Raw genomic sequence first — 12,554 nt, 5'->3', positions numbered from 1 at the left:
GTTGGGTATCTGATTCGCCATATATTCATGTATTTATAAGATTGATGAAGTCCATCACCAAATGGAGGAAAATTTACTGATTCAAGCTATGAAAGATATTGGGTATAATTTAATAGCACAGACAGAAAATCTATTACCAAATGGAAAGAAATTGGTTCAATTAGACTTTAGTTGTTAAATTCCAGTTTGTAGGGAAATAGAAAAATCGAAGTTTGAAGGGAAGAATAGTATGTCAAAATATGAAAACATAAAAGAAATATTTGAAGAACACGCTAATTCTGAAAAGGCTTTTGAAATGAAAAAGTATATGCGTGATTTATTTGAATTTTACGGTATTGCTACACCAGAGAGAAAACAGCTCTATAAGGATTTCTTAAAAGGTGAAAAGACATCAAAAACTATTGATTGGGCATTTTTGGATTTGTGCTACGCTGATGTACATCGGGAGTTTCAATATTTAGCATATGATTATTTGCTTGCATTGGGTTCGTTTCTTGTAATAGGGGACATGCCCAAAATTAGAGAGTATGTTTCGACCAAGTCTTGGTGGGATACCATTGATTTTCTATGTAAGGTGATTGGAAAACTTAGTGAATCTGATTCCAAAGTTGACAAGTTGATGCTTGAGTGGGCAAATGATGAGAATATTTGGATAAGGCGAACTGCCATTGAATATCAGCTTGGGAAAAAAGAAAAGACCAATATAGAGAATCTTGAAAAAATACTTATGGCTAACTTTGGAACTGATGAATTTTTTATTAACAAAGCAATTGGATGGGCACTGAGAGAATACTCAAAAACGAATCCGAAGTGGGTTATCAAATTTATCAATGACAATCGGGAAAAAATGAGTGCGTTAAGTATCAAAGAAGGAAGTAAGTATATCTAAAAATTCAAGTTTGTCGGGAAGAAACAACACTGATATATAAGACATACAAATCGGGATTTGAAGGTAAAGGAACATGGAAAATCGGAATAGTAGCGAATATGAAATAATGGATTTAGAAGGATTGTCCCTGCTCGAATCGGAATTGGCGCGAGTCAACCAGCACATTGAACGGCTGTTCCAGTCACAGAATCCATCGATGCAAAAGATTTTACAGTGGGTTCTACAGGCGCGCGGCAAGCAGCTGCGTCCTGTTTTGACGCTTTTGTGTGCAAAGTTGGCGGGAAAACAGATAGATGCCACCGAAATCGCGGCAGTGATTGAAATTTGTCATACCGCTTCGCTGTTGCATGACGATGTGATTGATGAGGCTGAACTCCGGCGCGGACAGCTCTCCGTCCAAAAAAAATTTGGGCGTGAAATGGCGGTCTATGCGGGGGATTTTATGATTTTTTCCGCGATCAGCCGTACCAGTCTGGTCAACAAGCCGTGGTACCGGGAATTGTTTGGAAATTTGGAAATCTTGTGTGAAGGTGAGGTTGGGCAGTTCGACAACCGTTTCAATACCGAGATTTCCGAAGAACAGTATTTGCAGAATATCGTCGGGAAAACCTGTTCCGTATTCAGGATTGCCTGCCTTGCAGGTGCTTATGAGGGGAAATGTAATAAAGTTGAACGACAGGCAGCTGAACACTTCGCGGAAAGCCTGGGGCTTGCGTTCCAACTGCGGGATGACCTGATGGATTTCATTGCGACAGATGCGGATGCGACAAAGACCATCCATCAGGATTTTAGCTGCGGGTATTATACTCTTCCGGCAATTCATACATTTACATACCCAAGCTGCGGGGAACTGTTGCGAAAGATTGCGGCGGATCTCCAGTCAGGGGTGCGCTGCCGGGAGGAGGCAGCGGCGGAAATATCCAAACTGATTGAGGATGCGGACGGGTATGGATATACGATGCGGCTGATTCGCGGATACTGTGAAGAAGCGATCCGCGCCCTGAATGTCTTCCGGGATTCCGAGGCAAAACAATGTTTGAAACAGATTGTGGAAAGCGTTTGCAAAGGGGCGGAGCGTCTGATGGATAACTATATGTTGTAAGTGAGGGCAGTATATGCAGAACTTGTAAAATTGGAGGGGAAAATGGGTATCAATGGAATATTAGCAGACTATTATCAGGCGGGATATGTGAACAGTAAAGCCGCAAAAGTAGAAGAAGAGAAGAGTTTTGTGGAGATTGCGACTCAGAAAATGGCGGAGGCGGACAAAGAAATAGCACAGGAAAAGTCCTCTGCTGTATTAGATGTGATTGGAGCAAATGCTCCAGATGAAGTGAAACATGCCTGGATGGAAGCAGAAAAAGAAACGGGTGTGCATATTACAAAATGTGGTCTTTGGATTTCCAATGACGGGAAACACGCTCACATAACGCAAGTAATGATACAAACCGCTATAAAATGGGCAAAGGGTGAATTGGTTGATGAGCAGGCTGATTTATTGGGAAACTCTGTTCAAAGTGCAATCAGTGCCGTTGAGAAGTGGATATATGACATAGATCACCCGCTTGCTGGGCAACCTGCAAAAAGCATGGAAGAACAGAGATACATTGATATGGAGCGGGCATTTTATGTAGTTTTTCTTGAAAAATTGAAAAATCTTTCAAGGCAGGAACAGCGGGAAACGGCAACAGGCAAAAGTGAGAGTGTCAATTTTGCGGAAATTATTGGAACAGCAGGAAGCCGATATTATAAGACGACCAGCATAACAAGGGAAGCGGTTTCTGCGGCTTATGAGAAGAACATTGTGGAAACATAAGGCATACGAAAGCAAAAATTCCAGACTTATCTTGTATCAAAATGACTGACAGTGGAGGGAATAACTTATATGAAAAAATCAATTATAGCAGGTTTGGCATTACTATGTGTATGTATGATAATACTGGGAGGATGTTCTTCTGCTCCTGAAACAAAAACTTTTTCGTTTGAAAGTCCTCAAAAAATCACTGTCACATCTATCAGTGGAGAGAAGAAGGAAGTCACGGACGAAGATATAATGCAGCAGATTACGGACAATATTACATCTATTCAGTTTGAAAGAGGAGAATCGAGCGAAGATACAAACGGCTTTGGTTCCATGATTTCATGGTATGATACAAATGGCGATGTGATGGAAACTATCTCCGTTATGAGTAATGACACGATCATATACAACAGCTATTTCTGGACAGCTATGAACGGAAGCATTGATATAGAAGTGATAAATGATGTTCTGTCAACAATTTTGGAAGCTAATCAAGCCGGTGAAGAAGATTGGGAAGATAAGGCGCTTCTGGAAGAGTATGCGGCTTATGGTATTGAAAAAGAGGATAATTTCTATTATTACCAGGGTGAATTGGTATATATTATCAAGGATGAGCGTCCTGACAGTTCCGTTTATAGGCTTAATACAGATTCAAAAGGAGCAGTCAGCATTAAAGTTATCCGGAATGCAGGGGGAGAAATCACGAGTGTTACTTATATGACTGAGGAAGAAGTGGCAAAGGCATTGCCCAGGATTTTAGGTGGCGCGTCCCACTTAGATGGTGCATCAATGGAAGAGGCAGAGTATTCTGATATCAATGCTGAAGAATTGGCGGATACATTTGGTATTATGGTTTCATTGCCAGAGAATACAACTTGGATTACGGATAGTGAATATTGTTTAGTAGATGAAAATAATTTGAAAATAACATACCACGATACTGTAGCAGATGCGGATTGTACGTTATTAGTGGCTAAAAACGAAAACTTGAATTTGCCAGATAATGAGTATGATGAAACATTAAATGAGTCTTGGGAAGGTAAAACAATCAGCGGTCAGAACATTGTGGTAAAAGTACAACATGGGAAAAATGATGAAAATATGGTGCTTGCAACATGGGAATATAATGAATACCGATTTGCAATCATAGGAGAAGTGAAAGAAATTTCTGAATCTATTCCCAAAGTTGCATTGAGCATTATCTATAAGCTGGACTGACTGAAAGGAGGCAGCATGGGAAAACGAATAGCATTTACTATAATAACAGCATGTGTTTTGTTGATAACAGGGTGTGGAGCTTCAAACAGTGCAGAGGCTCCCGCTGGTGCAGATAGTCAAATAGTGGAAAATGCCGGACAAACAGATATAGAGGAAAACATAGCAACAGATGGTGTTGCAGATTATCCGGCAGCGATCATGGTAAATGACACGGTTTATCTGTTGGAGGGTAATCCTATGCCCGCAGAAGTTGATGAAAGTGCGATTATTGGATATACAGAGTCATATACAGACACTTTTCCGGAAAATAACGGAGAGACAAATTTTAATCCTGAATTGGGAATGCCCTATGCACAAGTGGAGGGCGGAATAGCAGTTTTATATAAGAACGAATGGTATTTAGGCACTCCATTTTCTAATGAAAATACGATTACCTTTACCGGGATAATCATTGACCATACTGTTGAATCATTAGTGCCTGTTGTTTGTGTAAAAACGCTGGAAGAAGAAGTAATTCCGTATGAAGCGGTATTTTTTGAATTGCCGGAAGGTGAAGAAGATTGGGCATTAAAGACAGGTGCAGAAGTGTTTATTACTTGTTCCGGTGATTTTACAGAGCCAGCACCGCACTATGGAACACTCATCTCCATAAGAAATACGGATACCGATGTATTATCACCGTTGGACGGAGTAACGATGGAAGTAACAGAATGCTCCGATATCAGTGTGACCGTCAGGATTGTGAATGATACGGATAAAGATATACAGTGCGGAGAGGACTTTTGTCTGGAAGTGCAGGATGAAGAAACTGGAGAGTGGAGGAAACTGGATGAAGTAATTGACAATGCTGCTTTTAATGCGATTGCTTATATGGTTCAGAAAGATTCACCCTATGAAGCGGTTATTGACTTTGAATGGCTCTATGGGAAGCTGGAACCGGGCAGATACCGTATTGTAAAAACTGTTACGGATTTTAGGGGAACAGGAGATTTTACAGATTATACTTTTACAGCGGAATTTAGCATTTAAGGATGAAATGTAGTGTCTTTTTTATTTCTGCGTAATTTACTTGACTAATAAATCTTACATGTGTAATATTTATTGGGAAAGCTGAATAAATTTTTTTGCTGTCAAATCTCCATAAGAAATGCGGATACTGATGTATTATTACCGTTAGACGGAGTAACGATGGAAGTAGAAGTTGAATAATGAATTGCTCAAGAAAAGTCGCAAGAAAGAAAACGGAGAGAAAACATTATGGAACGAATGAGGAAAATAGGACTTCTTGTTCTTATTTCATTTCTTTTAGCGCTTATTATCTGTCTGCCTTTATTTAATAAGTGGCTGAATGTATTGTTAAGAGTTTCAGAAACAGAAAGAAAAAATAATAAGGGAATTACTTTTTCCATTCAGCATGAGGACAATCCTTTAAATAAGGAACTACAAGATTTTGCTGCGTTATATAACGCGTTAATTGAAAACCAAAAAGAAGGGTATAAGTACTATGAAATATATTCTCAATATCTTGAAAACTTTAGTGAACAGAAGGAGTTTTACAGCGCAATATCAGGAGAACTAGAGAACCAGTGTTCAGCTATCGATTGTATACAGATAAGTAAAAATGTAATAGACGATTTTCATATTAAGATTTTAAAGGGAAGTTCATTGTTGGAAAACGATTTTATCTTAAAAAAAAGAAAACGAAATTCCAATTTTAATGGGGAATCTGTATTCTTCAATTTATAAGCTGGAAGATACTTTTATATTTACCTATTTATATGATGACTATACATTTAAGGTAGTTGGGTTTTTAGAGAAGGGGAGCCAAATTGATAGTTTTGATTACCCTATTGATTTAGATAAGTATATCGTGATGCCAAGTTTTACTATAGAAGATAATGTTGAAATTACTGATGGACTGAAAATACATTACGCGAATAAAACCAGCGGAATCATTGAAGTACTGGAGGATAATAAAGAAATCTTTTATTCGTTTGTCAGACCATTATTGGAAAATGCAGATGTAGGTACATATACATGGAGCATTCGTCCTATGGAATATGCTTTTGAAGAGAAGTTTGGCACTAATATTGAAATATTTCAGGAAATAGTATGGGGCATTGTCTTTTTAACATTTTTGTATGAAATATGGTTGATAAAGAAATTGTCTAAAATCGCTTGGCGTGGCAAAATAAAACGTACTCACTGTTTTTTTTTATATGGATTGCTCATATCAATTTTGGCAAGTATTTTCTATGTATTGATTCAAGTAGTCTATATTGTTGTGTTGGGAATCAAAGTATTTAGTCTTGCACATTTTCTGGTTATTGGAATTGTAGCTTTTGGTGCAATGGTTATTTGCAGAGTATTACAAAACGAAAAGTGATTTCTATTTATTTTGCGGAGAATAACAGTTATGTCGAAAATAACAGATTACAGCTTTTTAAAAATGTGGCTAGTCAGCATGAAGAATGAAACGATCTGGGAGGGCAAATAAGAGAGACAGACCGCGGATGTGAAATCCTGTCTTTTTTGTTTCTGCATAATTTACTTGACTAATAAATCTTACGGGCGTAATATTTATTGGGAAAGCTGAATAATTTTTTTTGCTGTAAAATCTTACAACAGTAATATTTATGACAAATATTCAGTCTTGATTGGAGGACAGTTTATGGCAAAGAGGAAAACAAGGAGCAGGAGAAAGAGAGCAAAAAGGTTCGTATGGATCATTACAGGTATTATGGCAGCAATTACACTTTGCATAGCAGTATTTATGCTGATTTTAGCGAAAAAGGAAGTTAATATAACAAAACCGGATGAATGGCTCGTTACCTATATGAGTTACATTCAGAAGAAAAAATATGAGGAAATGTATCCGTCAAGTGAAGATGATTCCCGTGGTGCAGAGAATATAGCGGAAGTTTACCGTGATATTTATAATGAGGCGGCAGAAACAAATACATTAGCCAGTCCAGAAACAAAGCGGCGTATTGTTGCAAGGCTGGGTGAGAATGGTTATGTGGCGGTTGACAGTGAAAATCAGGTTGACATGACAGGGGCAGAGCAGGTATTAGAATTTTGTAAAGCGGTAGAGGAAAAGAAAAACGGAGCAGTTACCATTGTTGCAATCACAGACTTGGGATTTCGGAAGTTTGATTTGGAGACAGAGAATGGCAGCGTAAATATTGTCAGGGGATACTACCAGTATGACCAAAATGGAAACATCCAAAATAGAAGTACCGTAAGCTATCCGGCCAATCTTGTGCAATATACAGAAGAAGGTTATCTGCTTTTTGAGGGAAGTTATTTTTCGGATGAAAATTTTGCGCTTACGCTAAGCGATACGCCGGAGCATACGGCATTGCGGATACTGCCGTTAGATGAAACGTGCAGGGAGTTAAACAGGAAGTATATCTTACCGGTCGGTTATGAACAGAATAATATATTCCTTACGGATTGGAGCGAAGAAGATTTTGGAGATTTGGATTTTTATGATGCATTTGATATTTTTTACCCAGTCCTGTACAGGCAGCCTGTTCCCTATGTTGCAGATGAAAATTTAGGGGTTGGCGCAGTCTACCGGATACCGGAGGCGATTTTTGAAAATGTCATTATGACATATATGGATATAGATAAAGAAACACTGCGGCAAAAAACTACATATCTTTCGGAGGAGGCAGCTTATGAGTACAGACCACGGGGATTTTATGAGGCGGAATATCCTGATATTCCATATCCGGAAGTAGTAGACTATATTGTCAGTGATGCCACCGTCAGCTCTGCTGACGGTGAAAATCCGGATGGAACAATCACGCTTATCATCAATGCTGTATATCCAAACGGTAATACCTCTTTGGCATACTCACATAAAACAGTAATCCGTTTATTAGATGGGGATGGGTTCCAGTATGTATCGAATGAGATGATTTCTCTGGAAGATGAACGGGATATTTGGTGGCATTCTAACCGTCTGACAGAGGAAGAATGGGAAGAGGTATATGGAGGGAATGAATAGTGGAAGATGTGAAATGGCTGTTAAAAAAGTATGGTTTCCTTATCGTGTTGATGGTAGTCATTGTTGTAATATGCAGTATTATTTTTGGGAAAAGGGGTTCTGAAAAGAACGCAGAGGAAGTGTGGGAACCGCCAGTAGAAATACCCTTCAGCAATGAAAATGAAATACTGAGTAATAATATTGCGGAAGAAAATATAGAAGAAAGCGAAACAGAATCAGAATCAAAATCAGATACAGAATCATCTTTATGGTTTCTTCCGCAGGCGGAAAATTGCCTGATTACCGAATCAGAAAAAGATGAATTAAAAGATAGAGCGATGGAAGCGGCAGGGCAGGTAAAGGACGTATATAAAGACATAGAACTGGAAGAAGGAGTGTCTTACGGCTCCAATATCAAAGAGTTTACAAAAGAGCAGCGCCGTGAAGCGGTTGCACTTCTCGGAAATGCGGGATTTGTCAGCGTTACAGAAGATACTAATATGGAAAACTATGAAGAAATTGAAGATTTTTATGCCGCATATATGGAAAAACGTGATGTTATGGTAACGATATACGAAGTAAACCGTGATGGACTGATTGGGGCTGTAACTTTTATTTATAGGGACAACAGATTGCAGACATATTATGTGGGGATTGGATGGCAGGAGGGCGGTATACCGGAGATTAAGGATACTTTAGTCAGCGATATAGCAGAAATCAATCTGACGGAGAAAGGATATTTTATCTATGCGTATGAAAATCCGATTGCTCATTCCAGCCTGCGGCAGTATTGGAGGATAAAGCCGCTTTCCGATAAATGCAGGGAGCTGACAGCGAAATATGTATATGGGTTAAGCTATGTCAATTACAATGTCCTTGTAACAAACTGGGACAGTAAGAATGTGGAAGATATTCTGATGCCTTGTATGTTTGAAGATATATACCGGATATACACCGGAGAAATTTTAAGGACGGAAAACTGGAGAATACCTGCGGACATATATGAAAAGATAATGACTACCTGTTTTCCGGTGTCAATAGAGCAGTTACGGGAAAAATGCGGATATGACGAGGACAGTAACAGCTATGAGTATGAGATGATATTTGCAAGCCAGTATCCGCCTTTTGGGGAGGTTATTGATTATACAGAAAATCCGGACGGAACAATTACGCTTGTTGTAGACGGTGTATGGGCAGATTATAATTCTGATCGTGCATTTACCAACACGATTGTGGTACAGCCGTTTGATGATGGCACATTCCGATATTTATCTAACTCGATAGAGCAGAAAGAACTGGAAGTGCCAAAGGGAGGAAGATGAAAGAAGAATGATTATGAAATTAAAGAAAAAGATTATTTTAATTGCGAATGTGATGTTGTGTGCTGCCCTGTTCTGTGCCTGTGGAAAAGCTGGGGAAAATCAAAAGGATTCTAATGGGAAATGGGAGGATGCTTATAAAGAGATTGTCCGCAACATGGAAAGTTATCTGGCAGATCCGTATATCTTGCGGCAGGAGCAGGAAAGGGCAGACAATGATTCATGCATTGGTTATATCGGAATACATGATTTTGATGATGATAGTGTTCCTGAATTGATCATAGGGGATGATGTGTCGGTAGGAATATTTACCTATTACAACGGCAGCGTAAAAAAGATTGCAGATTTATATGAACCGGAAGATTGGGGCTGTATTAACGGAGTGCATTACAAGGACAACACGGTCATCCTTATAAATAGCGGTTCAGATGGAAGCTGTTATGTCTGTCTTTCATGCCATGATGGAGAATATATAACAGGGGTTTTTGACGAATATAATCCGGAGACAGCGATTGTCAATGGAAAAGAGGTTACGGAAGAAGAATTTAAAATGTGGTTCGATTTAGCAGGATTGCTGGATAGCAGTTCAATCCCACGCAGCAGGATAAAAAAGGATAATGGAATTGTCACAGCTTTCGTGATAAATGTTTTCCAGAAAAGTGACGAATATATCCCGGTAGAAGATTTGGATTTTAATGCGGTAGAATGGTGATGTTTCGGACAGACATATGGTAAGGCGGAGATTTGAGGTGTGTTTATGAAGAAAAGAGATATTCTGCTGGTCATTATGCTGCTATGCTGTGTTTCATTTTGTGCCTGTAATAACGGCAGGGAAAGAACGGAAATTGTATCTGACAGTGAAGCCAAAGAAGATATAACAGAAGAAAGTACAGAAACGGACAGAATAGCAAAGGGTTATGATCTTCTGGTGAGTGACAGTGAACGGAAAGAGGCAGAAGATGATTGTAAAGAAAAGATGGAACTTATAGCAGAACTATACAAAAACGCAGATAAAGGCTATGCGTCTAATGTTATTATTGCAGATGAAATCATAGATCAGATGGTAGAAAAACTGAAAAGTATCGGATGCTCGGTTACGGTAACAGCACTATATTCTGATATGGAAAACTACAAAGAGCTGGAAGATTTTTTAAATGCTTCCATAGCGGGCAGAAGCGGTTCAGCAGTCTGCTATGAAATACATTCGGACGGAGGCGTTGGGAGATATAAATATATTTATGACGGAAAGGATATGTATATATTATCAGCAAAAGCTGCATGGAGCGATGATGATAAGCCCGTGATAACATATATTTCATATACCCGGATCAAGGAATGGAAATTTACTGATAAGGGATGGTTCTGTTATGAGTTATGCGTACCGGAGTACCCGGAAGTGACTGAAATCGTGGATGGGAGCTGCATGGTCAGAGTAAAGCCTATCACAGAGAAAAACAGGGAAATGTCAGAAAAATGTGTGCTTGGGTTAGCTTATCAGGGAAATAACCTTTTATGCTCTGATTGGGACATAGACCGTATGGAAAGTCTGGATTATAATGGGCTGTACGAATACTTATATGCAATGAAATATCAGGAGCAGTTTCCTTCAGAAAATTATCCGGACGGAATACCAAAGGATGAGTTTGAGAGTCTGATCATGGAGTATCTTCCGGTAACGGCGGAGGAGATAGAAAGCTATGCGGTATTTGACGAAGAGAAACAAACTTATATGTGGGAAAGATTAGGATGTTTTAATTATGCGCCTACCTATTTTGGAACTTCCTTTCCAGAGGTTACGGACATCAGAGAAAACAAAGATGGAACTCTCACATTAACTGTGGATGCGGTGTGCAGCATGATTCTATGTGACGATGCAGTAATAACCCATGAGCTTACAGTGAAGTTTGCAGAAGATGGGAGTTTTAGGTATCTGGGAAATAAAATTTTGGATGATGGGCTTTCAAATATACCGGAATATCAATATCGGATTGTTAGAAAGTGATTATAACATTGTCTGGTATTGAAAAAGAAAGGATATGAAGCGATGAAAAAAATAATGAAGGTTATCTTAGGCGTTATAGCTGTTGTTTTTATTATAATCGTTGTGTTTTGGGTGAGTATTGTATATGTATCAGATTACAAAATAACAACGGTAGATATTTCTGTTTCACCGGATGAAACTTATGAACTGGTTTTACAGGCTGTCGGAGAGGCAGACTTCCCGTTTGGTTCTGCTTCGGGGAGGCTGATTCTTTATGAGGGCGAAAGCAAAATATCCAAAGCGGACTTTGAGCTGTTTGATGACGGTGGGTGCATACGCAGCAGTATATGGGAGGTTACATGGCATGAGGATTGTGTGGAAGTTATTCTGTCAGGAGATGAACAAATCGACGAACAGATTATCCTATATTTTGATGGAAAAAAAGAGGTAAAACAATTAACGGATTGGGATAGGTATGGGAATATTTCATCGCAAAACAGTATGGATGAAACAGAAGAAATAAATTTTGAGACTCATCAAGAATTAAGACTAATTGGTGTTGTTGATACTTATGCCAACGCAAGTGAGCTGACAGCTCTTTTTGAAGATCATGATTCTTTAGAGAGAATGATTTCTTTTAATCAGATTTTAAATGACCAATTTGAATTTTATGAAATTTACAATCAACCACTTCAATCGAAGTTTTATTGGAATATGGACGATAGTTTTTTGAAATGTTATGATGGGGTTCCAATCAAGAATCAAGAAATTGAAATTGATGGAGAAAACTGTTTTATATCATCATTAAATAGCTTTCAGTTAAATCTGAATGCATATAATCATTTTTTTGATTTTATAGGAGAGGGTAGGGGATTTTGCGAATCTGATTTTCAGTATAAAAGAAATGAAAAAGTTCCTATTATTCTTGGCAATGATTATAAATCTTATTATTCAATAGGAGATAGCATAAAACTTAATTATTTGGAGAAGGATTTTGAATACGAAATAATTGGCTTTTTTGAACAGGGGCTAAATATAAAAATAGAAAATAGTGAATACAGCATGGATAAATATTTGTGTGTTCCCTTTTTTGAATTCGATGGAAATGTAATAGATGACTCTGAAAAAGTATTTTGGCTACGCTGCTATGAAGAAAAGAATTTAGGATACATCAAGGTTGATATTATAAACGATATGAGTGAAGAAGAAACAATTGAGTTCTATAAAACCAAAATACAGAATAATGCCGAGAAATTGATGCTTAAGTATTCAACGTTAGACATTATATATGATATATCAAGTGGGATAGCAAACAATAATGAGTAATGTACAACTAAAACGTCCATTATCAC

General features: G+C 38.3%; 12 protein-coding genes. All 12 read left to right on the top strand.

The annotated features are described in order from the left end of the window. Positions 1-229: 229 nt before the first annotated feature. The 12 genes from GN277_RS25450 (at position 230) to GN277_RS25395 (ending at position 12,528) form a co-directional block, all read left to right on the top strand. The gene (locus tag GN277_RS25450) at positions 230-889 is read left to right on the top strand and encodes a DNA alkylation repair protein (protein ID WP_159755366.1); all 660 of its coding nucleotides are present in this window, start codon (positions 230-232) and stop codon (positions 887-889) included. A 106-nt stretch (positions 890-995) separates the two neighbouring features. Next, entirely contained in the window at positions 996-1,991 is a 996-nt protein-coding gene (locus GN277_RS25445; protein WP_159755363.1) for a polyprenyl synthetase family protein, read from the top strand. A gap of 42 nt (positions 1,992-2,033) precedes the next feature. After that, positions 2,034-2,705 carry a hypothetical protein gene (locus GN277_RS25440; RefSeq protein ID WP_159755360.1) on the top strand — a complete coding sequence of 224 codons (672 nt, stop codon included), beginning with the start codon at positions 2,034-2,036 and terminating at the stop codon, positions 2,703-2,705. Positions 2,706-2,774: 69 nt separating this feature from the next. Continuing rightward, positions 2,775-3,908, top strand: a complete 1,134-nt coding sequence (locus tag GN277_RS25435; RefSeq protein ID WP_159755357.1) for a hypothetical protein — start codon at positions 2,775-2,777, stop codon at positions 3,906-3,908. Positions 3,909-3,923: 15 nt separating this feature from the next. Further along, positions 3,924-4,937, top strand: coding sequence for an immunoglobulin-like domain-containing protein (locus GN277_RS25430; protein ID WP_159755354.1), 1,014 nt, complete (start codon positions 3,924-3,926; stop codon positions 4,935-4,937). A 237-nt stretch (positions 4,938-5,174) separates the two neighbouring features. Then, positions 5,175-5,654: a hypothetical protein gene (locus tag GN277_RS25425; RefSeq protein ID WP_204162797.1), complete on the top strand. Its 480-nt coding sequence runs from the start codon at positions 5,175-5,177 to the stop codon at positions 5,652-5,654. Next, positions 5,626-6,294, top strand: coding sequence for a hypothetical protein (locus GN277_RS25420; RefSeq protein ID WP_159755348.1), 669 nt, complete (start codon positions 5,626-5,628; stop codon positions 6,292-6,294). Before GN277_RS25425 ends, GN277_RS25420 begins: the two co-directional genes overlap by 29 nt. A gap of 285 nt (positions 6,295-6,579) precedes the next feature. Then, positions 6,580-7,923, top strand: coding sequence for a DUF6070 family protein (locus GN277_RS25415; RefSeq protein WP_244324908.1), 1,344 nt, complete (start codon positions 6,580-6,582; stop codon positions 7,921-7,923). Continuing rightward, the gene (locus GN277_RS25410) at positions 7,923-9,224 is read left to right on the top strand and encodes a DUF6070 family protein (RefSeq protein WP_159755345.1); all 1,302 of its coding nucleotides are present in this window, start codon (positions 7,923-7,925) and stop codon (positions 9,222-9,224) included. The genes GN277_RS25415 and GN277_RS25410 overlap by 1 nt, the downstream gene beginning before the upstream one ends. Before the next feature lie 13 nt (positions 9,225-9,237). Continuing rightward, on the top strand, positions 9,238-9,933 hold the full coding sequence (locus tag GN277_RS25405) for a hypothetical protein (protein ID WP_159755343.1): 696 nt from the start codon (positions 9,238-9,240) through the stop codon (positions 9,931-9,933). 45 nt (positions 9,934-9,978) lie between these two features. Continuing rightward, positions 9,979-11,223 carry a DUF6070 family protein gene (locus tag GN277_RS25400; protein ID WP_159755340.1) on the top strand — a complete coding sequence of 415 codons (1,245 nt, stop codon included), beginning with the start codon at positions 9,979-9,981 and terminating at the stop codon, positions 11,221-11,223. A 42-nt stretch (positions 11,224-11,265) separates the two neighbouring features. Continuing rightward, positions 11,266-12,528, top strand: a complete 1,263-nt coding sequence (locus GN277_RS25395; protein ID WP_159755337.1) for a hypothetical protein — start codon at positions 11,266-11,268, stop codon at positions 12,526-12,528. Positions 12,529-12,554 lie beyond the last annotated feature (26 nt).

The organism is Sporofaciens musculi (assembly GCF_009830285.1).
GTDB lineage: Bacteria > Bacillota > Clostridia > Lachnospirales > Lachnospiraceae > Sporofaciens > Sporofaciens musculi.
This window is presented reverse-complemented; position numbering and strand designations above follow the sequence as displayed.